Origin of the sequence: Providencia sp. PROV080, assembly GCF_033688105.1 — a bacterium.
GTDB lineage: Bacteria > Pseudomonadota > Gammaproteobacteria > Enterobacterales > Enterobacteriaceae > Providencia > Providencia zhejiangensis.
This window is the reverse complement of record NZ_CP096346.1, coordinates 466,058-490,784: the sequence shown is the minus strand read 5'-3', so window position 1 is coordinate 490,784 and position 24,727 is coordinate 466,058. Positions and strand designations below refer to the sequence as shown.

Sequence of the window (24,727 nt, the reverse complement as noted above, 5' to 3'; positions counted from 1 at the left end):
TATTGAATTATTAGTATAAGCTAAATTTTTGTATAAACAGCGACTTCAACACGAGCACGGTATTTACCTGGATCAACATTATCATTTGCACAAATCGCCCATTTAATGTTGAGACTTTCATCCTTATTTGATACCGAATTCTGACCAACCGCTTGGTCACTATTATTAAATTTCATTAATTTAGTATTGGTTTCATTGCTGCATAAAAGCGTAGAATCATCGCCATCTTTGTAAGGGAGAGCGAGTAACCAAGGCGACTTACTGTTATCAAGTTCCGTTCCATCAACCTTATTGAACCACAGTTTTCTTGGGTTATTCGAATCCACACGTCCTTCACGAGGGATTGCTGTAATATAAATAGGCTTATTATCAGCCGTACAAGTATATTGGAAGCGTGATTCTCGTGTTTCTTGGTTATTACGCCCCATCACGATATCAAAAGTTGACTGTGTCACATTTTTAATTTTACAGATACGTACCACACGTATGTTGGTCTCAAATTGAAGACGCTCGGAATCCTTGGCTCCATGCGGAGTAAGTCTAGGGCCATCAGTGCGTACATATACCACTTTTTGTAATTGAAAACGTCCGGGCCGCATTGGGAAGTTGGTATATAACTCAAATTTCTCACTGATATTAAATGTGATATATTTTCGCGTCGTATCATAAGCTTGCTGATAGGCCCTTGATGGATACATACAGATATTTGCTCTGGTATAAGTATCGACTAATCCAGGAGTGGGCCTAAAAAAGGTGCCTGTATAATTACGCTCTAAATTACGCCATTGACTATTAAACTCTTCATCACTCCCGAGAATACTCACATTGTAGTTAATTGTTGGAATAATCCAAGCTTCTGCGCCTGAAGGTTTTGTTCCATCAGGAAGGTAGAAATCTAATGCAAATCCTTTTTTATTGGTACCGGGTATTGAGACAACAAATCCTGAGTTTTCTTTTTGGCAATAAGTACCACTGCTCGTTAAACCAACAAGAGCCCATTCCTGATCCCAGAAACCATGATTACCATAGGTTCCTTGAGTACTTAGGTAGGTTCTACCGGTTAAACGGGCTTCAACAAGATAGGGATCACTCGGGGCTTTCGGTATATCTAAATCCAGCAATCCATCTAAAATGATATTCATCTCCGCATGCACTTGACCAGAGGACAAGCCCATCAGTAGCGTCATCACACTGAGCTTTCGATAAATTTTAGACTTAGCACTGACCATATTGCATCCTTCCATAATTTTTTATACAGCATGACATACAAGTTCTGCGATGATATGTTTATTGGCAAACGGCCGAGATTGTACGCACGGGTTGCGATTGACTAACTTTTAATGTATCTAATCCTGAGAAAGTGGCAGTACAGCGTTGGCTATTATTACTACCCCAGCTAACATTTAGCTTACCATTTGCCGGCAACCCGCTCATAAACACTTGATTGTTATCACCAACAATTCCCGTATTTACATCTGTTACATTAAGCTCTTCTAAAACCGCCACCGCTCCAAATGGAATCGGTGTACCTGATGGCGTTTTTAAATTAATAATGGCTTGCAAACCGAGTTTGGTATCAAACTTCACCTTAACAATTGAACCCTCGGTCGGATAAATCGTTTTACTTGTTTCTTTGAGCATGACATCGTTAGGCAACGTGTTTACATCCATATTAATAATATTGGCATTGTATGGTGAGGTATAAGGATATAACGCATAACCAGAGCTATTAATCACCGTATCCTTACTTCCAACTTCAGCTCCCGCGGCTCCATCAGCTTCAATAATTGCCATACTGCTACTCACTGGCCTTCCAAGTAATACCCCACCAGAGTGAATCAATGCACCGCCACTCACGCTTGCATTCATGCTTCGATTATCTTTACTGTAACTATAACCTGCGGAAACACTTCCTTTAGAACCAGAGTAACTAGCATTCACTGAGCCTGTGTTACCCCCCCCTTTATTTTCATATCCTTGGGAAATGCCATATGACAATTTATTGTCTAAAACGCTACCATTGACCGCGAGTTGATTCGTCATTCTATGGTTATTATCTTGAGTAAACATATAGCTGCTACTCATATTTCTTGCCATTTCATGGTTCGAAAAGAGACTAAATGGGACATTGACATTAATGGAAATTTGACGGTTTTCCGGCCAAGCAGATTCACCTTTCACTCGGTCAATGCTATAACGAATCGAGTAGTTAATTTCTCTGAAACTCCCATTATAACCAAATGCAACTTGGCGTACTTCACGGTTAATATCCCAATAATCAGAAATACTTCCAGATAAGAAAATACTGCCGTATTTACCTAATGATTGAGAGATAGATGTAGTGAAGCTCGCACGTTGACGTTGATTTAACCATGGTGCGACATCATCTTTTAACCGATGGTCATAAGTATTAAAGTCAGAGAAACTAAAATACGAACGCGTCGAATAACGTAACGCCGTTAAATCTATTGAGGTCCCTGTTGTCGTCATACTTTTAGAATAACGAATACGATAAGATTGGCCGGATTTATCACCTAATGCACCATCCATATTTGCCGTTGCATGCGTTACATCCGCAGATAATGCACCAAACGAACCTAATGATATTCCCACCCCTCCAGCAACAGAGAAATAGTTTTTCGCCATCAATAAACCGCCATATAGCGTGGCATTGGTGGGTAAACCATAAATATAAGAGCCTAAGAAAAAATCTGATTCTCTGGATGTTTTTGTATAACCGCCATTAAAACGACCTACACTTGTTTCATATTTATAGCTTCCTGGACGCAACATGACAGGTAGGGATGAGTAAGCCACGGTAAATGTTTTTTCAGTTCCGTTTTCTTCCGTTACAGTAACATCGAGGTCACCCGCATTTCCTGTCGCATACACATCTTTTAATTTAAATGCACCAGGGGACACATAGGTTTGATAAACAATATAACCATTCTGCCGAATAGTGACGCGTGCATTCGATGACGCTATTCCATTAATTTCAGGGGCAAAACCACGCTGGCTACTTGGTAGCATATCTTCATTAGATGTCAGCTTTATCCCTTTGAAAGGGATACTGTCAAAAACATCACTCCCAGTAGTAATCTCCCCTACCATAAATGTAGAGCGAATAGAGTGTATTGCTCGCATCATATAGGTATTATTAAAATTCGTTGAAGATTGGGAGCCATAATCACCACTACTACGGGAATAAGACATATTTGAGCGTAGCCGCCATGCACCTATATTTAAACCACTAGCGATAGTCGCAAAAATATTGTCTGAGTTATTGACGCCAGAATAGCCAGAATCATTACGGCTTTTATTACCACTAATAAAGTAGTTAAGGAATAGTGCTGATACACCATCATCTAATAATTTAGGATCAATATAGCCCCGTGATTTTTCCAACATAGCAATTTGAGGAATTTCAACACGTACTGTTAATTTAGACATATCCGTAATAACAGAAGCGTCTTTAATATATTCGCCAATATTTAAAATTTTAGTATTCGGCTCAAGAGCCTTTAAACTTGGAATAGCTTTAACATTGACACCCCATTCTTCTAATAAAGCAGGGGTGACAACAAGGACAACATCTCCTTGCTTATTTGGCGAAAATGTTAATAGTTTATCCCCCAAGCTATTTCTATTAACTTCAAGATCGGCATGATAATCACCGGCAGGAATGCTATTAGAACGACTAAACTGAGAAAGATCTAATTGGCTAGGATCAACCCCCAATTGGCTTTCTAACATACTAGGGTCAAAATAGTCATCACCATAAGAATATAGAGATAGACATATCAATGAAGATAATAAGCTTGTTTTAAATAATTTGTTGTCCATTTCTATAGCCTTTATTCATCTTTATATTAGTTTCACATCAACATTTAATTGGATATTAAAGTGTTATATATGTACCTAGTATTAGCTATGACCCTATTTATCCTTAACTATTGAGTCTTTCGCTATTTCAGTTTCTTTTTTAATTAGTTGTTTTTCTGTTGTTGAACCAAAATCATTTAAAAAATACCAACTGACACTTGATGGATCTTTAATATTCTTATTTATCTCATAGCTGCTAAATGGTTTTAATAGCAATGAGTTTTGCTCTACACTCCCATCTATACTTAAACCAACCACAGTCATGTAATATGGTGTTACGTTTTGGAACTCCCACTTACCATTTTTCCTGACTAAATTAACTTTTTTATAATCCATCAATCCTGGAGCACTAATTACGTCTGGTCGGTAAATTAATTTAATAACAAATGCCGTTACAAAAACCAAACTAGGTTTATCTTTTTCTTCTGTTTTATTTATGGCAGGAATCACCCTTGCTTTTAAATAAAATATGGATTCCCTATCTTCAGGTAAAGATGCAATATTATTGGGTAAAACTCTTGATGCAAATTCACTCTTTGCATCAACTCTAAATAGAGGTGGAGTCAAAATAAAATTATCAACCGCCTTACCATCAACCTCTTCTAAAACAGTAAGCTGCGCTAAAACTGGCGATGAGGTACCATTATGTATTTGTAATACTTGACTTTTATCTTTCTGTGAAAAGACAATACGACTTTGATTTAATGACACGCCATCCGCATTGACAACACATGTTACAAAAGAAGTAAAGATTACTATTAGAAATCGAAATAACATATTATTTCTCTTAATCAGAAATATAGGTCAAGGTCAGTGTCGCTTTAAAATTACCCGTGTTAACATCATCCGCGCACTCTGTTGCACCCGTTTGACACATAACATAGGCATAAAAAGTTCTTGATAAAGTTGTACTCTCTATCTTAGGGAATAACTTGTTATTTTTATCGGTAATAAAATCAGGATCATCTTGTGTTGCATTATCTTTACTCGATATTCTAATCGCAAATGTTTTTCCTACATCATCCAAGAAGCCATTTTGCTCCTCTTTATAATTACCAGTTAACGTAATATAAGCTCCATCATAATTTTTAGTTTTACAGTTTAGAACCGTAACTTTAAATGGCAGCTTTAAATTACCTTTAGGAACATCATCTTTAAATTTATTCATCGGGATATTACCAAAATCCACTTCATTCGCAGATGTTCCTTCAATGTTAATATCACAGGTATTCTTAGGAATAGTAAGATTAAAGGTAAAATCATGTAAGCCATCATTTCTAGCCTGAGAATTATTAAGAATACTGCTAAATAAAAATAAGCTTCCACCGATTAAAAAACTTAAAGCTTTCATTATTTATTCCTTTTTATTATGGTTGAAGCAATGTAATATCAACCGCAGCAACTAATTCTCCAGGCGTTGGCTTACTGGCTCCGAGTTGAACAACACTAACTTCAAAATGACTTTCTAAACTTGCATTTTCCGTAACTTGAAAAGGAACAACCCCACCACCATTAATATCGACAATATTACAATTCGCCTTGCTATCATCACATTTTTTCAATACAAAAGCGGCTTTTGTATTGTTTGTTGTTGGGTAAATTTTGTTACTTGTATCTATTGAAGTTCCCGTACTCGCTGTAATTTTCATTAAATATGGAGCTGTTCCTGTTGATAAATCAAACCCAGAACAGTTATATTTTAACGAAAATGGCTTTAAAAAAGTTTTATCGTTAATATCTTCTTTTACTTCAGGAATAAAAATAGGTTGATTAAATTTAACTTCCATACTATCGACATCAACAACGCAAGTACCTTTAATCACCTTACCAATAACCTTCATTTCAACGGCTTGAACACTCTGAATCGTATAACCAAAGGTCAGCATGGCAAATAACAGCGTACTCCCTACACTTATTAATGATTTAGTGAACTTGTCCGTGATAAACATCTTCACCTCCCAAATCATTAATAACAGTCCATTTTGCAACGCCTTTACGACCATTCGCAGGAGTGATATAACTAAATGAATCATAAGGTGAAATCATGGTATTACGTTTTTTCATACTCATATCAACCTTAACACCGTTCACGCTTAAATTACTCAATGAGATGTAATAAGGGGAGTTATTCACTACTGTTATTCCTGTAGCGCTAGACTCTATCTTTAATTGTTCATGTGCTTCTTTCGGAGAAACCGGTAATTTTCCAGGACGATAAAACAATTTAATGACATTGTTATAGCCAATATTGAGCGCTGCACCATTCACTGGCCCATTAGTCGCTGGGATCATCGTTGCGCTAAAATAAAAAATTGATTCTCTATCCGTTGGCAAATTATGTGTTTGCCCATAAATTTTAACTTCTTGAGTTTTACCGCTATCAACCTTAACCAATGGAGGAGTCACCGTAAATGGTGCATCTCCCTTTAAACCATCAGGTGATTTATTCACCATAAATTTTGCTAAGTAATTAATGTCAGTATTATTTCTAGCACCAATAGAAGCACTCTTCTCACCTTGATTATAAATAATGCGTGTCGAGTTTAATCCAACACCACCACCTGCGGAATAAGCTGAAATAGAAGTTAATGAAAACAGTAGAATTAAAAGATTTTGCTTAAAACCACCTACTTTACTTAGTCTATTTTTTTTAGTTTCTATTGTTTGCATTATCTTATCTCATATATAAAAATCTTAATAAGAGGCTTAAAATAAGCCTCTTTAACAATTAACTAAATTTATTAGTTATAAGATACAGTGAAAGTAACTGGAACTTGTAAAACGTCTGGAGCAACGCCATCTGCTTTAGTTAACAGCAGAGAAGCTTTCATTGGAATAGTTGCACCGTCGTTAGCTTTTACGCCTTCAGCTAAAGTTACCGCTGAATCCGTATTTGGCAGAATTGGAGTAGCGCCTGATTCTAATTTAACGGCTAAAGATTTAGCATCTTTGTTAGCAAATAGCTCAGGGAAACCTGTTGCTTCTTGACCTTGAGCATAAACGCTCATAGTGGTGTCAGAACCATCTTTTGAACAGTTAGTCAGAACTAAGTTAAACTCTTTAACATCACCTAAAGTATCTTTAACGCCTTTACCAGCAGCTTGATCAACTGTAAAAACACCCCAGTCAATTACTGAGCCTTTAGTTGTAGAAATTACGTCACAAGAAGCCGCACGTAGTTGTGCTTTAAACGTTACTTCAGTTCCTTTTTTACCATCATCTGCGAGTGCAGAACCAGCTACCATTGAACTTGCTAATACTGCTAGAACTGCTAATTTTTTGTTGAATAACATTTTAAATACCTCTGTATTTATATCATGTAGTAGTGAAAGACACATTGTTGTCAATGTTCAAATTTAAATTCATTACATCCTTGTAGATCCTTTCCTAATAATGTTGAATATAAATTTGAATAAACGTTCGTTAGCCTAAAAGCTAACGTTTTGGGGTAAAAAATCCTTTTAATCCCTTTTTTGAAAATCAAATTACTAAGAGAATCTGATTATAAAAAAAGACACTAACATTTCCCTTTATGCATTGATAAGTATGCTGTAAGCAATCATGACATCTTATATATGCATCTATCTTTTAAGGGATATATCAATAAACCGATAAGACTTATCTAATGAGATAACTAAGTTCACTATTTCTATACATGAATAGCATAACTATTCTATGAATAGTATATCGACTTTCTAGCTAACATAATTAGTTAACTCATTAACTACTTTTCTGGCAAAGATAAATCCCAATAACGGAAAGACAGCTCATGTTAGGAATACCTTTTATATGTCAATGCACTAGAATCTATAAGTATTAAATCTTCCTAGAATCTTCTTTCCTAGTTTTATAGCCCAGCGTCGTAATATAATAACCATTTTAAATATGAGGAAACCTTCAAATATCTCCCCGACTGATTTCAATATTACTCAATCAATATTCCTTGTCAAAAAAACACAAATAAAGAATTACAATTAGAATTTAAAAACAAAAACAAGACAACAAACAAAATTTTCATCCAACCAAAGCTAAAGATATTTTTTTTATGCAAAAATAATTAGAGCAATTTATCTTTATAGAATAAAAAAATTTATAAATGTTTTGATCTATGTCAATTTATTTAAAGTTATTTCATTATAAATAAAACTATATACAACGACATTCTCATTAAAAAAAACCAAAATGTAGGCCACAAAAAGAATTTGAGGCGATAAAAACACTTAAATTTTAGAATATAAAACTATAAGAAAAAACTTAGGTCAGAAAACTCTTAATTAACATTTAACCTAAAACATAACATTTATTTATTTTTTATAGCATAAGTTGATGTATATCAGATTACATATAATATAGAGGCTTAACTTTATCATTAATAAATCAATAGGTTAATTAACATTCACACCACAAAACTTACTTTATTCACACTCTTTCGATTTTCAAATTCTCAATATACGCGTCAGAAAAACAACACGTGGTAAGGAATAACGCTCAATCACCCAATATTCATATTTTATTATATTCCATTTCATTAGCTTATTATCACGATATAAATGGCCATGTATAAAGCCTAATACCCAATGAATACTTTGCATTTAAGCTAATACAAGTGTTTTTTCTCGTATTAGATCACGAGCTAAAATGAAACAGCGATAATGAGATTTTCACCCTCTCAAATGACAGAGTGGGTGATAAAAATGTGGTTTTACGGAAGCTCATACCCGTTACTATTTTAAAACTAACGGATTCAGGCACGCACTCGAAGATATAGATTGTTAAAAGGATGACAACAGTGGAGGGGATTGAAGAAGAATGTATGGTGGTGGTACAGAAATAAATGATGTAAAAGATGAGAAGAGTCTCAGAGGAAAATAGCAAGATGAGAAAAAATCGTATGCGCAATCATAAAAATAAGCTAAAGATGACTGAAACAAACTCATGTAAGTAAGGGTAATGCATGGGTCGTTATTGCTTTACTCGGTTGTTGTAAAATAATCAAAGAATGATGTCAAACCCAATACATCACCATAAAATAACTTTATGGAACGAGTTAATCGCATATTTCGCTGTCAATTTTAAATACCGATTGTTCAAACTCATTAAGCTAAATAAGAAAAGCAGCTTGGTTTTGGCTACAAGATGATAACCAAAACCAAACACGCTAACATTTCAATCATTTCCCTCAGAGAATGTTTCGTGAACGCTTAGAGAACACTGAATTGAAGCATTTCAATAATAGGGAAATAGACAATAGCCACAAATGATTATGGTACAACCATAACTAATGTAATGCGCCCGCTGAATTTGCCCGGTTTGACTTCGCCATGAGTGATTAATGTTGACTCAGTAAAGACAGGCGTTTCCATATTGGCCTGCATGTTATAAACCACTCCAGCTGATGCTGGTGAGCCATTTAAGGTAATATGCGATTTTAATGAACCATCGGGACGTAAATTAACGTAGTCGCCGTCCATGTTAGACATAATTTTAATCGCCATATCTTTGTTGCACATTACCGAAAACCAACTATTTTTTTGATTACCATTCAGCTCATCCGGATTTAATGCCCCGTGATCTAAGACTAACTGTTGATTATTGATATATTTAAATGCGCATTTTCCTGCTGGTGGCGGTACAATCCCACAGACACCACCAGGTAGCATCGTTGCTCCGCCTTTTTTGTCTGTTGTCGCAACAAATATACCGACACACTCTTCTGTTGTTATGGGCCCACTATGGCGAGTTTTACCACTTTTTGGAAATGCTAAACCACATTGAGATTGGGCATCCCTAATAATTGCGGCCATCGAGGTATAGTTAATAAAATTTATTGAGCAAGACCAGTCAATACGACTCGCCGTTCCCCCTTTTGAAGGGGCTGCATGTAAGTGGTTAATCGAGAAATAACACCCTCTCGCATTGCTACCTAATATCGTTTTGCACGGATTAGGCTCATAAGGAGAACTTACCTTCCAATTTTCAATCACATAATGGTAGGTATTTTCGGTTTTACTATGACTTTCAACCTCTTCTACATACGAAAAATAAGTTGATGCATAAACCATTGCTGAAGAAGAAAGTGCTAGTAATAGCCCGACTCCAAAATTAGCAATTATCTTGAACATAACTCTCTTCCCATAAAACAAGTTAGTGATAAAAATAAGGCATGACTTAGGATGTAAAATGGTTTATCTGCCTATTCGTATTGTATTAAAAATGTTGCAGCGGCCGAAAAACGACCAGGTTTAATTGATTTATTGTTGATGGCGTCTTGGCTTGCCTTTAAAAAGGTATTGAATTTCAACTCATTGCGGCCATTTTTCTCAATTAGTATTAAATCAGTATTTTCATTAAGTAATACAGGTTTCCCATCAACCGTCTCAAAGCCAATGCCTAAGCCAGGATTTGTATCACTACCATCAAGTGATAAAAAACCTGCTAACTGGTGATGTGGAGTACCAATAAATTTAACTTTTAATTTTTGCGCAATACTTAAATCACATTCAGAAATAACCAGTATTAACTCTTTCTTGGAGAACTCAAAACCACGCTCATAGATATCTAATAGCCTGATATCACCAAAATTAATTTCAACATTCTTATCTTCAGGGGCGATAGTACAAGGAGCATTCACTAAAGTGCCTTTTACTTTAAGATCATTCGCCAGAGAAAATGCGGACCAACTACTCATGAAGATAATACAGGTATAAGCTAGCCATTTTTTCAACATTACTGATACTCCACAACTAATGAACCATTAGCAATAAAGTTACCCGTAGCAAGTTCATTGTTTCCATTACGAATTAACACCGCCCACAATACTCCTGGTGAGCTAGGATTAATTAAATATTTTTTACCGAGTTCCAATTCTTGATCTGCTAATTGAAATTTCACTGCTAAATTATCAATACCAGTATTTAATCCATTAATATCGAACTTACTTTTCACGCCATTAAGCGTTAAGTACATTGCCCAGTTATTTTTGTTTTCACCACACTCAATTTGGTAATTAACCTGTCGTTTTTGCTCTTTTCCTTGAATCGACTTAACGGGTACATTACCAAAATCAACTTCGATTTCTTTACCGTTATCAATCTTGCAGGGTGGAGGTGTGATCAAATTACCTTTAATGCGTATATCTGCTTCGCCATCTTTTGCGGTCGCATGGTGAGACACAATGAATAGGCAGAGCACGGCATACACTAATTCTTTTACCTTTTGCATATATTTCGCCCTTATTGGTATTCAACTTTAAGCGTTGCATTGGCTGTAAATTTACGTGCAGGCAAATTAACACCACTTTGTTTTACCAAAACAGCAAATAATTTAGGCGGAGTATCTAAATTAAAAGGGCGTTTTTTCTTAATAGGTAAGTCTTCCGTACCCGCTTTAAACAGCACCGCTAAACCATCAACATCTGTCTTTAAAGAACGTTGGTCAAAAGTGGAAGGGGTACCATCAACAAACAACGTTAAATTCGGCTTTCCACCACCAACACAACTCACTTCATACTCTAAAGGTTGCTTATAGAGGTCGCCTTCGATACGTGTCGTCATAACATCACCAAAGTCAACCTCAATGGCGCGTCCATTATTAATTGAACAGGGTTTTGCTAAAACTTCACCTCTCACTTCCACAAATAAATACCCTGAAAAACCTAAGGTATAAGGCGTATGGAAAATAAGCCCTAGCAGTAATAACCGTGTAAAATATTTAATAGACATCATCATGTTATAACCTTATTTTCTAGGTACCACAGAGCATTGACTAGCATTACAAGTAAATTTCAAATCAACGGTGCCACCAAAGTCATTAAGATAAACCAGGGTCGGGGACATCCCAATATCGCCAGCGCTACTGCCTAATGCCATTTCTCCCTTAGGGGGAACCATAATCGGTTCAAATTTATCAACGTCGCTATTCCCTTTTTTCAATCGGGTAATAGACATAAAGAATGGAGAAGGGTTTTTCACTACATAGTTTTGGCCTTGCTTAACAATTTTTATCTCATTCTCTTGAGGAATAATTTCCATTCTTTCTTTTTTAACAATGTCTTTCGGACGATAAAAAAGTTTAATTTTTGTTTGTAAGGCAATTTGCAAAACATTAGGTTTATCGCTACGAGGAGGAATTTCTCTAACGTTCAAGTAATAGACACTTTCACGGTCTTGGGGCAACTGTGAAATAGCGGGTACCGATTGTACTTTAATCTGACTTTTCGCATCGGCTTCAATACGATGTACAGGAGGTGTCACAATGAAAGGAGAATTCACCTTCTCGTCTTTTTCATTCTCAATCCATGCTTGTGCTAAATAAGGGTTATTTTTATTTTCATTTGTTAAAACAATGCTGACAGATTTTTCTCCCTCATTATAGATAACACGAGTTCTATCCAATGCAATTGCTGAATAAGCAGATTGTACAAATAATGACGCAGTTATTGCAGTTAATATCGGTATAATTTTTGATAAATACATATTTTCACCATTGACCGTAAAATCTATTTTTCATTATTTACATGGCAACAACATAACATTTGCCATGGTTCCATCTATTTTTTCGGGTAATTGAATATGGCAGCGAGTATCGTCTCCCCAAAGAACGTCAAGTGACTCAAGAGGATTAATACCCGCTAAGTATACAAACCCTTTATCAGATACAATCCCAACTTCCTTATTGGATTTGTTGGTTACCGATGCCCCAAAAGGAGGGTAACTATTATCAGCTAATGTAATGGTCGCTAATATTTTTTGACCTTCTATCACATTAAATTTTCGGTAACCAATTGCGCCTTCCGTTAATGTTGCATACTGAGTTGACTGTACCGCTTCCGCATTATCAGGCAATTTATCTAAATCAATTTTTAGGTTGTTACGGTTATAATCCATCACACTGGTAATAACGGCTTTACCGTATTTGTTTGTTCTTACCGGCGTAACAGAATTATGTATTGGAACACCTTCAATCCCATTGGTATCAATTAAAATACGTGAACCACCACTTACTGAGTTGTTTCTATGCAATGCTCCACCTTCAGGAGTGATTGTCATCCCTCCCTTAATTTGCATAGATAGTGCACTTTGTTCATCTTGAATATAAGTACCACTCGCATTTAATTGCGTCGCATCCCCTTCGTAAGTATACATACCTGAAGTGGTGAGCTTATCTTTATCCCATGTTCCCGCGGAAATGTTATAACTTTGCCTGTTATCAATTCGACTAAAGTAGTTAACATTATTACTGTGCGTACCTCTGGAATAAGAGCCAGAATAACTGATACTCGAATCGTTATTTTCTAATGGAATATTTAAGTTAACGTACACACCATCATCAGTCGTTTCACGACTTTTAGTTCGATAAGCAGTCAAACTTAAACTGACGTTTTTCATCTTACCAATATCGAAATAATTAGATACCGTCATGTTATATTGATTCGATGAAGGACGGTTCCAATAAGTTTGGTGTGAATAGTTTAAATACAGGTTCGTGTTGTAGTCAGGAAGCGCTGTACCAAAAATAATGGTATACAACTCTTTACCGCTATCTATCGTATCGCCGTTATAACGACGATCAATAAACTGAGGCATGCTCATATAGTTTCTTTCAGAAAAGCGGTAACCAGCAAACGTAATTTGGCTATTAATTTCATCGAACTGTTTGGAGTAGGTAATGTTATAAGAGTTACCACTTAACGTACGATTATTATCAATATTGCCCATTTGCGCCCGAGAGATATTGATGTTACCCGATAACACACCAAACGGCGCAAAGTCACGACCAAAACCAATCGCTACGTTTTGATATTCTGAAGAAGCTAATAAGCCACCATAAATTGTTGTATTATTTGTCGCCCCCCAAGATAACGAACCTAAACTAAACTCAGGGCCTTGCGTATTATGTTCGTCTTTGGTCGGTTTTCCCAAGACGAATTGATAAATAAGTTGTCCTGGGCGAGTCAAAGTCCCCAGTTTTGATGTTTCCACTTTATAGCTCGTGACACTTCCATCCTGCTCTTGAATAGTCACATCCATGGTACCGCCACCAAACGAGTTAACGTCTTGGATACGGAATGGCCCAGGACTCACTTCTGTTTGATAAATAATACGGCCATCTTGTTTAACGATAACGGTGGCGTTAGTTTTTGCTACCCCTGCTATTTCAGGCGCATAACCCTGTAAGCGAGGCGGGAACATTGATTCATCCGTTTCTAAACTCACCCCGAGATAGCGAAAACTATCAAACAAGGTTGAGGATAGATATTGTTCACCGAGAGTTAAACGAGCACTGAGTGAACGAATTGCACGGTAAGCATAGAGTTGGTTCCAAGCCCATGATTGGCTACGTTTATTGAGCTCTCCGTTTTGTGATTGCCAATCCGCTCTGAAACGCCATGGGCCGATATTGGCGCCCATAGTCCCTGTTGCAGTGATACCTGTTTGCGTTCCCTTCCCATTGCCTTTTTGCTCTTTGACCAAACGGCCTGTTGCGTTATAGTCAAGAAAAGCGCCTAAAATACCATCATCCCAACGTGTAGGGGGATCCCAGCTTGCATCTTGGTACTCCATATATGCTTGCGGTATTTTAATTTTTAACGTGTTTTTAGCTAAATCCCCCTGAAAACTCATTTCAGGGATGCTACGAATATCTAAACATTGCCCATCTTTCAGCCATTGAATTTTATTTTCCCACTCCTCTTTCAATCCTAGCAGTGGATATATTTCTGGCGTAATACAAGCCAAAGAGACTTTCTTATCGTAATTAGGATTAAAAAAAATGACTGGCTGTTCAGCAATTATTTTCGTGTTATTAACTTCAAGATCTAAAGAATAATCACCAGGGGGAACATAATTGGCATGAGAAAACTTACTGAAATCTATATTTTCAGTTCCCTCACCATCTAGAAAATCCGTATTAAAGTCGATAGCCTCTTCAGACCAAACTATCGTTGGAATTAGCATCAAAAGCATTATTTTTGTTATTACATTTAATTTCATGCTTTTCATTTAACTAACCCACTAATAAGAATAGATAAAATAAGGTCATCAACATATGGCGCAAATACGCCATATGTTGGACACATTAAGTCTTATTGATAAATGATTTTGAAGTTAGCAACAGTATCGAAACGACCTGTTGTTGCTTTGTTATTAGGATCTTCGTTACCTTTCACATAAGCTTCGAAATGCAGAGTTGTTTCTGAACCATCACCGTTATTTAGGTCATAGCCATTACCAGTACCTGGGAATGGTTTACCGAACTCAACGATTTTGCTTCCACCATCAGTGATAACAATACCCGCGTTCTGTACTTTACCTAAACCAAGTAATTCACCGGTAAAGCCTGTGAAACCAGAAATTGTTCCACCCGTAAAGGTGATTTTTGCGTTTTTGTACGTTTCAGTTGAGCAATTTTTCAGCACGATATCAAATGGACGGCTATCTGAACGGAACTTACCAGATGTTAATTCGTGCAATGCGATTTCACCAAAACGAACAGTTTGATTCAGGTTATCATCATCAATTGAACAAGGTACATCATTGATGAAACCAGTGAATTGAATTTTACCTTGTGAGCTTTCAACTGGAGCAGGATCATCTGCCATCGCAGTCATAGAAACACCCATAGTTAAACCTAATGCCAAACTTACCGCTAATTTATTAAATTTCATAAAGATTTCCTTTAGATATGTAGGAAGTAGCATTCTCTATCCCGATAAACTCTAAAGAAATGAACCCATAAGCTCATTTTCGATTAGAATTAGCATTAGTGAAAATTTCCTTATTCCACTAGAACCTTTTAGGAAGAGATTTTTTTAAAATAAATAAATTAATTCATTTAATTTATTTTTATAAAAAGAAAAAATTGAAATATTCAATTTGTTACTTTAAACATGGAATATTTAATGAGGTAAAATCCTTTTTTCTCCAACCTTTTTCAACGTTGAAGTAAATAATCAATATATATTCCACAAAACTCAAACAGAACTGGATTACCCATACTTTGATGACCCATATTTTCTATAGACAATCCTACACACACGATATTTTTTGTCAAAATTAACCGGAATACGAAACACAGGCAGTCAATTATGTTGTTATTTTCTTATTTTCAGTTTCCAACCCTTAAAAAAGGCAGCGCCAACTCCTAAAAGTAGTAATAATTAGAAAAATATATATAAAAATGTAAGTTTGTATTTATAAAAACTTAATAATTTTTTCTAAAAAGAAAGTCGTTTTTTTATAAGGAGACACGCAGTAACAGCAAAAAAACAATGGCATCAATAGATTAAGAACAAAAAATAAGAATTAAAAAATAAAAAAACAATAAAAACAAAATAAAAATCTATAGAGAAAAATTTAGATAAGAAAACTCCCAATTGAAATGTGTTACTGAAGGTTACTTTTTAAATTTAAAGTTACATTTTAATTGTTATTATTTTGTATTGGTTTTGTTTTTATCGTGATAATAAATTACTTATTGTATCAGAGTATAATAGTGCCATTTATAACCCTATTTCACTCACTTTTAGTAACATGTTTAAAATACAATATTAACGTATATTGTGAGATGTGATTTATTTATTTGAATATTAAATGGTTGTGATTTTTTCCTAATACGCTTTTTTCTAAGCCTCACTTTTTATTCATTCTCATTTCAGTCTCTATGTATCATAAAGTTATGGTAAACTTGTCTTCACTATCATTGGGATTTTTGCTGTGGGGTCAACGACCATGAAAATAATGAGTGAGGATAAGCTGCTAGTGATGGCCGAAAGAATTTGCCAATCAAGAGGTGTTAGGCTAACGCCTCAGCGGGAAACCGTTCTACGGCTAATAGCGCAACAACACGGTGCAATAAGTGCTTATGACCTGCTCGATTTGCTGCGTGAAGTCGAGCCTCAAGCCAAGCCACCAACAGTCTATCGTGCGCTTGAATTTTTAATGGAACAGAGCTTTATTCATAAAATCGAATCGACAAATAGCTATGTTATCTGCCATCACTTTGACAATCCTAGCCATATCTCAGTCATGTTGATTTGTGATCATTGCGGTGGCGTAGCAGAAAGTGATTGCGGAACCATAGAAGCTGCTATTTTAGATTTAGCTAATCAAAATCAATTTCAACTCCGTCATACCGTCGTTGAGAACCATGGTTTATGCCGAGTATGCAGTGAGTTAGCTAGCTGTAAAGACCATGAGCATTGTCATCATGACCATGAACAACCTATTAAGACAAAGAAAAAGTAATCACTAAGACAATAAAATAGACAAAACACACTATAGTAGAGCGTAATATTTTATGTCTCTTAATAAGTCGGGTGCACAGATAAACTCACTAATGAGTAAAAGAAAGGTATCGCAGGCAGACTCCTAAAATAGATACATAGTAAATCTGCCAGCAATATTTTTGAGGGTATTTTATGGCGCTAACATTAGCACCAGTCACCATTACGGATCACGCCAACCGCTAGCCCTTCAATTGTAAAATTCTGCTGACGCAGATCAACAATAATCGGAGCAAATTCTGCATTTTCAGCGATTAACTCAACACGGTTACCTTGCTGCTTAAAGCGTTTCACAGTCACTTCATCTTCAATACGTGCAACAACCACTTGCCCATTGCGGACATCTTGTGTTTTATGCACAGCTAAAAGGTCGCCATCCATAATCCCAATGTCCTTCATTGACATACCATTAACACGTAATAAAAAATCAGCATGGGGCTTAAATAGAGCAGGATCCACTTGATAATGACTTTCAATGTGCTCTTGAGCCAATAGAGGTTCGCCAGCAGCAACACGTCCAATCAAAGGAAGCCCCTGAACTTCAGCATCATTTTCTTCTTCAAGTAGTAAACGGATACCACGAGAAGCCCCTGAAACAATCTCAATGACCCCTTTACGTGCCAAGGCTTTAAGGTGCTCTTCTGCCGCATTAGGCGAACGAAAACCAAGGCTTGCTGCTATTTCAGCGCGTGTAGGTGGCATACCCGTCTGAGAAATGTGATCGCGCACCAGATCATAAACCTGCTGTTGTCTAGCCGTCAGTGCTTTCATCTCGTTCCCCTGTTTGTTTATACAGTCAGACTGTGAGTATATACAGGTAAATGAAGTTTTGAAACACTTAAATCACTGAAGTGCCATATTTGTTGAAAGCTCATCAAGGATTTATCGCTTTGCGACAATTTCGACATTAGCCAGCAAAATAGTGTTGCCATAAAACGGTTGCCCAAATAACCAACGCGAGTCCAATGGTCACAAACACCGCGGCAGAACCAATATCTTTAGCTCGACCAGACAATTCATGATATTCACTGCCCACGCGATCAACCACCGCTTCAATTGCACTATTCAGTAATTCAACAATCGCCACCAGCACAACGGAACTGATCAACAATAATCGATCGATATAACTCACATCCAACCACAGCGCGATAATGACGGCAATCAATGCCGCAACAGATTCCTGCCGAAAGGCCGCTTCATTAATCCAAGCCGCCTTTAATCCTTTAAGGGAATACCCCGCAGCCTTTATTACACGAGTCAATCCCTTAGTTTGGTTCGCCATATTTATTCCTCAAAATTACAAACAATAATCATTTTTTGCGGTCAAAGTTAATCATTTGCCAGTTGATTTCTGGTATGCTTGCGAAGCATTGTTAACAAGAGGCTATAATCATTTATGTCACTATGGCGTAAAATATATTACAACACGTTGAATTTACCACTTAAATTACTGGTAAAGAGTAAACTCGTTCCAACAGACCCGATATCAGAACTGGAATTGGACACCAGCCGGCCCACGTTATACGTGTTGCCTTATCATTCCAAGTCTGACCTTTTAACATTACGTCACCAATGCTTATCGATCGGTCTACCTGACCCGTTGGTCGATAATGACATTAATGGCACTAAATTACCGGCCTATGTCTTCATTGATGATGGTCCGAGAGTCTTTCGCTACTACTCACCAAACCCACGTAAAGAGTCAGTAAGAATATTCCATGCATACCTAGACTTGCATCGTAGTAATCCGAATCTCGATATTCAAATGCTACCTGCATCCGTGATGTTTGGTCGTGCACCTGGACGAGAAGGCCATACACCGGCTCCCCCCTTACGCTTACTCAACGGTATCCAAAAATTCTTTGCCGTGATTTGGCTTGGGCGAGATAGTTTTGTCCGTTTTTCGCCAACCGTATCCATGGGAGTGATGGCGCAAGAGCATGGTACCGATACGATTATTGCGAATAAACTAGCACGTGTTGCCCGTATCCATTATTCACGTCAACGCCTCGCGGCAGTTGGTCCGAAACTGCCTGCCCGCCAAGATCTTTTCAATAAGCTATTAACCTCAAAAGCGATTGAAAAAGCGGTTGAAGATGAAGCACGTAGTAAAAAAATTCCACTGAAGAAAGCACAGCAAAATGCCGTCAATATGATGGAAGAAATTGCGGCTAACTTCTCTTATGAAGCAATACGCTTGACGGATAGAGTATTAGGCTGGACTTGGAACCGTTTATATCAAGGGATCAATGTTCAGCATGCGGAACGCGTTCGTCAGTTAGCGCAAGATGGCCATGAAATTGTGTATGTGCCATCACATCGTAGTCATATGGATTACTTATTGCTTTCTTATGTTCTGTATCATCAAGGGTTGGTCCCCCCTCATATCGCGGCAGGTATCAACTTAAACTTTTGGCCAGCAGGTCCAATTTTCCGCCATTTAGGCGCTTTCTTTATACGCCGTACGTTTAAAGGAAACAAACTTTATTCGACCGTATTTCGTGAATATCTCAGTGAGCTGTTTGCACGGGGTTATTCCATTGAATACTTTGTTGAAGGTGGACGCTCTCGCACAGGTCGCTTGTTGCAACCCAAAACAGGCACACTGTCGATGACACTACAGGCCATGCTACGTGGTGACTCTCGCCCTATTACTATCGTACCGATTTATATTGGTTATGAACATGTTATGGAGGTGGGGACCTATGCAAAAGAGCTACGAGGTGCTGAAAAGGAGAAGGAAGGCTTCTTTTCGATGGTACGGGGCCTGCGTAAATTACGTAATTTAGGTCAAGGCTACGTTAATTTTGGCCAGCCGATTTCGTTAACACAGTATTTAACGAAACATGTGCCTCATTGGCGTGATTCTATCGATCCTATTGAGCCTCAAAGACCAAGTTGGTTAAACCCTGTTGTGAGTGGTTTGGCCGATAATATTATGGTGAATATCAATAACGCAGCGGCTGCCAATGCGATTAACCTTTGTTCAACGGCACTACTGGCTTCACGTCAACGCTCTCTAACGCGTGAACAACTGATTGAGCAAGTCGAATGTTACCTGCAATTATTACGTAATGTTCCTTACACTGCGGATACAACGACACCCAATAAAACCGCCGAGCAATTGTTAGAACATGCTTTGCAGATGGATAAATTTGAAGTCGAAAAAGATAGCATGGGGGATATTATTATTCTGCCTCGTGAAAATGCTGTTTTAATGACCTATTATCGCAATAATATCCATCACCTTTTGGTCTTACCATCACTGATATCAAGTATTGTGCTACACCATGAGCGCATCAGTCGCCAAGATATCCACTATCAGGTTGGGCAAATTTACCCGTTCCTCAAAGCGGAACTATTTATGCGCTTTGATAACGAATCTTTGATAGAGGTCGTTGATACTTTAATTGATGAACTCAACCATCAACAGTTGGTATGCGTGAAAGAAGACGGCGTCGTGGTACTCAATCCTCGTCGTATTCGACCGTTGCAGCTACTTGCCGCAGGTGTCCGCGAGACATTACAACGCTATGCGATTACGCTTTCTCTACTCAATGCGAGCCCTGAAATTAGCCGTAATACCTTAGAGAAAGAAAGCCGCATGCTTGCTCAGCGACTTTCTGTGCTGCATGGCATTAATGCACCGGAGTTCTTTGACAAAGCTGTCTTTTCAACTTTAGTGGAAACACTCCGAGAAGAAGGCTATATCGATAACGATGAAAACGACATTTTTACGGCCAACGCGAAAAAACTGTATTCTGTTATTTCACGTTTAATGTCGCCAGAAATACGTTTAACTATCGAAAGCGTCAGCCAGCCAGAAGAGCGTTCTGCTGAGAAAGAACCCGCAAAAGAAGATTAGTTAGTTTACTCTACAACCCTAAACTAAGGGGGAATGTGTCTAACATTCCCCCTTATTTGTATCCATCTCGTCAGCTATACCGACTTAGCCCAAAATCACATACCGCTTCATCAAGACCCACTTAAATAGGAATATGTCACTTGTTGAAGGTGCTGACGATAAGCGTTCTTACCGTTTCTGAATGAGTGCCTATTATTTTAAGGTTCAATATTCCTGACAGAAAACGAATTCAACATATCGCGGCGTGATTTTGAATTAATAGAAGAAAACGTCAATCACCTAAAGAAACATTGGCTAAGAGGTTGTGAATTGATGAGTGCAAATGAACATAGCCAATAATACGCGGCTTGGAATATGACGAGTATAAAAAAGTGATCTTAATTGATAATACATTCCCCTTCCTTAATTCATCCCACCGTTTCTGACTTCCTATTTAATCCAAACAAGTACGTTCTCATTATTAGCCTGAATATATACATTACACGTCAAAACGAGACAGCAATATTGAGTCAGGTTTTAATATCCACAAACCAAATAAAGCGCAGACTTATATAGCAATCAATTATAGATATACAACTCAATATCTGCCTATCGCACTTTATTATTGGTGTTTAGCACTCTGGTGCGTTCAGCTATCGTTATTGTTTAAATAACCTAATAACTGATCTCTCTAAGTAAGGTAATTAGCATTTATTACCCAGCTATCCGCAATGGAAATACCTTCCTAAAGGAAGGAATAAAAGGAATAGATCAATGATTTTTGGTATTAACCATCACAGTATCAAATCATCTCAGAGGCACTTATTACTTCCCGTTTTACTGTCCGTCTCCATCATGCCCGCAGCGACAGTATTTGCGACGGACTTTGTGGGTGAGGTGGAAGTGAAACCTTACTATTTGCGAGCAGGAGAGACCGTTTACAGCGTGGCTCATCAGTATGATCTGACCGTGGAGGAACTGAAAACCCTGAATCAAATGCGTCAGTTTCCCCGCGCTTTTGAACAGCTATCGGCAGGAGATGAAATTGATGTTCCAAGCACACACGCAATAAAGGCCGCTAACAAAAAAGCAACAACAAAAGAGCAGGCTGACCAACAAGATCATGAAATACAGAACTGGTTGTCTCGTACTGCTCCCGACTTTTTTGAGTCTATGAACACACAAAGTCCTAACGAGTATCTTTCCAGACAAGCCAAAAATATGGCCGTTACCAAAGCCTCATCAACCGTAGAAAACTGGCTGAATCAGTATGGCACTGCACAGATTGGTGTGCAGCCGGGAGACAAACTGTCACAGAGTACCCTATCTGCTGACATGCTGCTCCCCCTGTATCAAAACCCGGATTGGCTCGTCTTCACCCAGTTCGGTGGGCGAAACCTTGATGAGCGCACCACGCTAAACTTAGGGGGTGGAGTTCGTCGATTCAATGACCAATGGATGTATGGTGTAAACACCTTTTATGACATCGATATTACTGGTAATAACCGTCGAGCCGGTATCGGGGGAGAGTTGTCGTCCGATTACCTACGTTTCTCTGCTAATGGTTATCTACGACTCAGCAACTGGCATCAGTCACGGGATTTTGACGACTATGATGAACGACCAGCCAATGGGTTTGATATGACCGCCAGTGGCTGGTTACCGTCTTATCCACAGCTTGGCGGCAAACTGAAATATGAACAATATTTCGGGGATGAAGTGGCGCTAAAAGATAAGGATACGCGTAGTCAGGCTCCAAAAGCGATCACGGTGGGAGTGAACTATACCCCTTTCCCATTGGTCACCCTCGGCGCTGACTGGCGTAAAGGAAACGGGAGCGATGAACTTCAGCTGCAAGCAAAACTAACCTATTCATTAGGCGTGCCTTGGAAAGATCAAGTGTCATCTGCCGCAGTAGCGAATCTACGCACGCTCTCAGGCAACCGTATGGCACTGGTAGAGCGCAATAACAACATCGTGCTCGAATACCGTAAACAGGAACTTATCAGTCTGATACTGCCACAGGTCATCCGCGGCCGTGGCGCTAGCCAGCAGTTAGTTAACGCCATTCTGAACGCAAAATACGGCGCTGAACGCGTGGAATGGGGAATGCTTAGCGCATTCTCATCCAAAGGCGGGAAAGTGCAGTCTGCTGGCAAAAGTCTGACTGCTTGGCAGATACGCCTACCAGCTTGGCAAGCGGGGTCAACGAATACCTATACCCTGAGTGCCAGCGCATGGGATGGGAAGGGAAATGCGTCAAAACCGGTCTATGTCACGATCATCGTGGACGCTGGGCTTTCTAACCGCTACTCACGTCTAACAGTGGGGTCAGATTCACTGAATATCGCTCAATCCGAAATATTGACTCTGACGATGCGAGATGAACAAAACGCACCGGTAACGGGGCTAGCTTCTTCTATTCAGTTGCCATTTACCTTCAAAACAAAGAAAGATGGGCCATCCCTGTCGCCTTCGCAAAGTGGCATTAAGTTGGCGGCATTGAAAGAAACGGCTCCCGGTGTTTACACCACCACCATAACAGCTGGAAAGCTTCCCGGCACTCTTACCCTGACCCCACAGGTAGATGGTATCAGTATCGCGTCGACGACAGTAGAAGTGATGGCAGCCCCCGTGGGGATACAGATATTTCGAAACGGTACCGCCATGACAGGGCATCCTGTGGTTGGTGATGTCCTGACTGCCACCCCAGACTGCCAAGATAACTGTATTTTGCCAACCGCGTGGCAGTGGGAAGTAGAGACAACTCAAGGGTCAGGACAGTATCAGCCTATAAGTGGCGCGACAGCCATTACGTATACCGTCACGACAGAGATGCAAAAGCGCAGACTGCGAGTAACGGCACACTAAATACGCCCATCGGGCATTTAAAAATATGAGGTAACAATCAGATGAACAAAAATCAGCAACCAAACCTAATAGCAGGCAAAGGCAAACTCGCTCTCCTGATAACGGGTGCAGTTCTGAGCATGGCTGTCAGTACGCCTGTACTCGCAGCCTCCACGACGACTCCTGTCTCGGTGACCTCCCCCGCGACAAAATCGGTTATCGGTCATGCGCCAGTTCTGAAAACAGATGGGCAAATCAAAGCCAATGACAAAAATGGTGACAATGTTTTAGGAGAAAATGACACTTTGGAGGCTTCAGGCTTTGCGTTCGACGATGCAGATGGCGATAAAGTCACCATTAGCTATGAGTGGCTTGCAGACGGAACAACGATTCCAAGCGAGACCAGTGACAAGCTAATACTGACAAATAAGTTGCTGGGGAAAACTATCACAGTCAAAGCAATTGCGCACACTGATCCAAATGCTACCGATCCCGCAGAGAGCAAACCCGTGGGAGCGAAAACCTACCTAGATATTAAAGGAACCAAGCTACCGGACGGTAGCGGAATTACAACAGTGAATGGTAGTGTCGTGAAAGCCGTGACCATCTCCGGTCTCACTTCAGGAAAACCAGAGGTTGGTAAAAAGCTGACAGCAGATGTTACCTGTCATGGCACTTGTGACATTAGCAAATTGACTTACCAGTGGCAGCTTGAGAGTGCAGTGGGTTCAGGCTTATACAGTAATATTCCGAGCGCAACCACGAAAGAGTACACCGTTAAGGGTACTGACCAGAAACGAAAAATTCAAGTTATCGTCTCTAACAAATAATCAGTATGAGCCGCGGCGGGTTGCTCCCGTTGCGGTCAT

20 protein-coding genes are annotated in these 24,727 nt (G+C 38.6%); 4 read left to right on the top strand and 16 right to left on the bottom strand.

The genetic code is table 11. The features are described 5' to 3' along the window. Window positions 1-20: 20 nt before the first annotated feature. The 14 genes from M1F03_RS02105 to M1F03_RS02040 all read right to left on the bottom strand — a co-directional run bounded on the left by M1F03_RS02105 (window position 21) and on the right by M1F03_RS02040 (window position 15,547). On the bottom strand, window positions 21-1,229 hold the full coding sequence (locus M1F03_RS02105; protein WP_163860588.1) for a hypothetical protein: 1,209 nt from the start codon (window positions 1,227-1,229) through the stop codon (window positions 21-23). Window positions 1,230-1,287: 58 nt separating this feature from the next. Beyond that, a complete protein-coding gene (locus M1F03_RS02100) occupies window positions 1,288-3,843 on the bottom strand; it encodes a fimbria/pilus outer membrane usher protein (protein ID WP_163860587.1) in 2,556 nt (851 codons plus the stop codon). Window positions 3,844-3,936: 93 nt separating this feature from the next. Continuing rightward, window positions 3,937-4,593, bottom strand: coding sequence for a molecular chaperone (locus M1F03_RS02095; protein ID WP_318840068.1), 657 nt, complete (start codon window positions 4,591-4,593; stop codon window positions 3,937-3,939). 76 nt (window positions 4,594-4,669) lie between these two features. Continuing rightward, the gene (locus tag M1F03_RS02090; RefSeq protein ID WP_163860585.1) at window positions 4,670-5,233 is read right to left on the bottom strand and encodes a fimbrial protein; all 564 of its coding nucleotides are present in this window, start codon (window positions 5,231-5,233) and stop codon (window positions 4,670-4,672) included. 16 nt (window positions 5,234-5,249) lie between these two features. Then, complete coding sequence (locus M1F03_RS02085; protein WP_163860584.1) at window positions 5,250-5,831, bottom strand: fimbrial protein; 582 nt, start codon at window positions 5,829-5,831, stop codon at window positions 5,250-5,252. Beyond that, window positions 5,806-6,552: a molecular chaperone gene (locus M1F03_RS02080; RefSeq protein ID WP_163860583.1), complete on the bottom strand. Its 747-nt coding sequence runs from the start codon at window positions 6,550-6,552 to the stop codon at window positions 5,806-5,808. The genes M1F03_RS02085 and M1F03_RS02080 overlap by 26 nt, the downstream gene beginning before the upstream one ends. A gap of 71 nt (window positions 6,553-6,623) precedes the next feature. Next, window positions 6,624-7,175 (bottom strand): fimbrial protein, encoded by a 552-nt coding sequence (locus M1F03_RS02075; protein ID WP_318840067.1) that lies wholly within the window; start codon window positions 7,173-7,175, stop codon window positions 6,624-6,626. Window positions 7,176-9,143: 1,968 nt separating this feature from the next. Further along, on the bottom strand, window positions 9,144-10,004 hold the full coding sequence (locus M1F03_RS02070; RefSeq protein WP_163860581.1) for a hypothetical protein: 861 nt from the start codon (window positions 10,002-10,004) through the stop codon (window positions 9,144-9,146). Window positions 10,005-10,075: 71 nt separating this feature from the next. Beyond that, on the bottom strand, window positions 10,076-10,609 hold the full coding sequence (locus M1F03_RS02065; RefSeq protein ID WP_163860580.1) for a fimbrial protein: 534 nt from the start codon (window positions 10,607-10,609) through the stop codon (window positions 10,076-10,078). Further along, entirely contained in the window at window positions 10,609-11,103 is a 495-nt protein-coding gene (locus tag M1F03_RS02060) for a fimbrial protein (protein ID WP_154623778.1), read from the bottom strand. The genes M1F03_RS02065 and M1F03_RS02060 overlap by 1 nt, the downstream gene beginning before the upstream one ends. A gap of 11 nt (window positions 11,104-11,114) precedes the next feature. Beyond that, window positions 11,115-11,609, bottom strand: a complete 495-nt coding sequence (locus M1F03_RS02055) for a fimbrial protein (RefSeq protein ID WP_230085856.1) — start codon at window positions 11,607-11,609, stop codon at window positions 11,115-11,117. Between the two features lie 9 nt (window positions 11,610-11,618). Beyond that, window positions 11,619-12,356, bottom strand: a complete 738-nt coding sequence (locus M1F03_RS02050; protein ID WP_163860579.1) for a fimbria/pilus periplasmic chaperone — start codon at window positions 12,354-12,356, stop codon at window positions 11,619-11,621. Between the two features lie 33 nt (window positions 12,357-12,389). Next, the gene (locus tag M1F03_RS02045; RefSeq protein ID WP_163860578.1) at window positions 12,390-14,882 is read right to left on the bottom strand and encodes a fimbria/pilus outer membrane usher protein; all 2,493 of its coding nucleotides are present in this window, start codon (window positions 14,880-14,882) and stop codon (window positions 12,390-12,392) included. Between the two features lie 83 nt (window positions 14,883-14,965). Further along, a complete protein-coding gene (locus M1F03_RS02040) occupies window positions 14,966-15,547 on the bottom strand; it encodes a fimbrial protein (protein ID WP_154623775.1) in 582 nt (193 codons plus the stop codon). Window positions 15,548-16,610: 1,063 nt separating this feature from the next. On the opposite strand from M1F03_RS02040, the gene zur reads away from it, so the two are divergent. Then, on the top strand, window positions 16,611-17,126 hold the full coding sequence (gene zur, locus M1F03_RS02035; RefSeq protein ID WP_154623869.1) for a zinc uptake transcriptional repressor Zur: 516 nt from the start codon (window positions 16,611-16,613) through the stop codon (window positions 17,124-17,126). 185 nt (window positions 17,127-17,311) lie between these two features. On the opposite strand, the gene lexA is transcribed toward zur, so the two are convergent. Both lexA and M1F03_RS02025 read right to left on the bottom strand, forming a co-directional pair. Then, complete coding sequence (gene lexA, locus M1F03_RS02030) at window positions 17,312-17,935, bottom strand: transcriptional repressor LexA (RefSeq protein ID WP_154623870.1); 624 nt, start codon at window positions 17,933-17,935, stop codon at window positions 17,312-17,314. Window positions 17,936-18,071: 136 nt separating this feature from the next. Continuing rightward, window positions 18,072-18,446, bottom strand: a complete 375-nt coding sequence (locus M1F03_RS02025) for a diacylglycerol kinase (protein WP_154623871.1) — start codon at window positions 18,444-18,446, stop codon at window positions 18,072-18,074. Between the two features lie 114 nt (window positions 18,447-18,560). Between M1F03_RS02025 and plsB the strand changes: the two genes are divergently transcribed. The 3 genes from plsB (at window position 18,561) to M1F03_RS02010 (ending at window position 24,688) form a co-directional block, all read left to right on the top strand. After that, complete coding sequence (gene plsB, locus M1F03_RS02020) at window positions 18,561-21,029, top strand: glycerol-3-phosphate 1-O-acyltransferase PlsB (protein ID WP_154623872.1); 2,469 nt, start codon at window positions 18,561-18,563, stop codon at window positions 21,027-21,029. A 753-nt stretch (window positions 21,030-21,782) separates the two neighbouring features. Then, on the top strand, window positions 21,783-23,879 hold the full coding sequence (locus M1F03_RS02015; RefSeq protein ID WP_251464940.1) for an inverse autotransporter beta domain-containing protein: 2,097 nt from the start codon (window positions 21,783-21,785) through the stop codon (window positions 23,877-23,879). Window positions 23,880-23,920: 41 nt separating this feature from the next. Further along, entirely contained in the window at window positions 23,921-24,688 is a 768-nt protein-coding gene (locus M1F03_RS02010; protein WP_318840066.1) for a ZirU family protein, read from the top strand. Window positions 24,689-24,727: the final 39 nt, after the last annotated feature.

Coding starts and splice junctions, on each gene's coding strand:
- M1F03_RS02105 (WP_163860588.1), bottom strand. CDS start 1,229: ATGGTCAGTGCTAAGTCTAAAATTTATCGAAAGCTCAGTGTGATGACG.
- M1F03_RS02100 (WP_163860587.1), bottom strand. CDS start 3,843: ATGGACAACAAATTATTTAAAACAAGCTTATTATCTTCATTGATATGT.
- M1F03_RS02090 (WP_163860585.1), bottom strand. CDS start 5,233: ATGAAAGCTTTAAGTTTTTTAATCGGTGGAAGCTTATTTTTATTTAGC.
- M1F03_RS02085 (WP_163860584.1), bottom strand. CDS start 5,831: ATGTTTATCACGGACAAGTTCACTAAATCATTAATAAGTGTAGGGAGT.
- M1F03_RS02080 (WP_163860583.1), bottom strand. CDS start 6,552: ATGCAAACAATAGAAACTAAAAAAAATAGACTAAGTAAAGTAGGTGGT.
- M1F03_RS02075 (WP_318840067.1), bottom strand. CDS start 7,175: ATGTTATTCAACAAAAAATTAGCAGTTCTAGCAGTATTAGCAAGTTCA.
- M1F03_RS02070 (WP_163860581.1), bottom strand. CDS start 10,004: ATGTTCAAGATAATTGCTAATTTTGGAGTCGGGCTATTACTAGCACTT.
- M1F03_RS02065 (WP_163860580.1), bottom strand. CDS start 10,609: ATGTTGAAAAAATGGCTAGCTTATACCTGTATTATCTTCATGAGTAGT.
- M1F03_RS02060 (WP_154623778.1), bottom strand. CDS start 11,103: ATGCAAAAGGTAAAAGAATTAGTGTATGCCGTGCTCTGCCTATTCATT.
- M1F03_RS02055 (WP_230085856.1), bottom strand. CDS start 11,609: ATGATGATGTCTATTAAATATTTTACACGGTTATTACTGCTAGGGCTT.
- M1F03_RS02050 (WP_163860579.1), bottom strand. CDS start 12,356: ATGTATTTATCAAAAATTATACCGATATTAACTGCAATAACTGCGTCA.
- M1F03_RS02045 (WP_163860578.1), bottom strand. CDS start 14,882: ATGAAAAGCATGAAATTAAATGTAATAACAAAAATAATGCTTTTGATG.
- M1F03_RS02040 (WP_154623775.1), bottom strand. CDS start 15,547: ATGAAATTTAATAAATTAGCGGTAAGTTTGGCATTAGGTTTAACTATG.
- zur (WP_154623869.1), top strand. CDS start 16,611: ATGAAAATAATGAGTGAGGATAAGCTGCTAGTGATGGCCGAAAGAATT.
- lexA (WP_154623870.1), bottom strand. CDS start 17,935: ATGAAAGCACTGACGGCTAGACAACAGCAGGTTTATGATCTGGTGCGC.
- M1F03_RS02025 (WP_154623871.1), bottom strand. CDS start 18,446: ATGGCGAACCAAACTAAGGGATTGACTCGTGTAATAAAGGCTGCGGGG.
- plsB (WP_154623872.1), top strand. CDS start 18,561: ATGTCACTATGGCGTAAAATATATTACAACACGTTGAATTTACCACTT.
- M1F03_RS02015 (WP_251464940.1), top strand. CDS start 21,783: ATGATTTTTGGTATTAACCATCACAGTATCAAATCATCTCAGAGGCAC.
- M1F03_RS02010 (WP_318840066.1), top strand. CDS start 23,921: ATGAACAAAAATCAGCAACCAAACCTAATAGCAGGCAAAGGCAAACTC.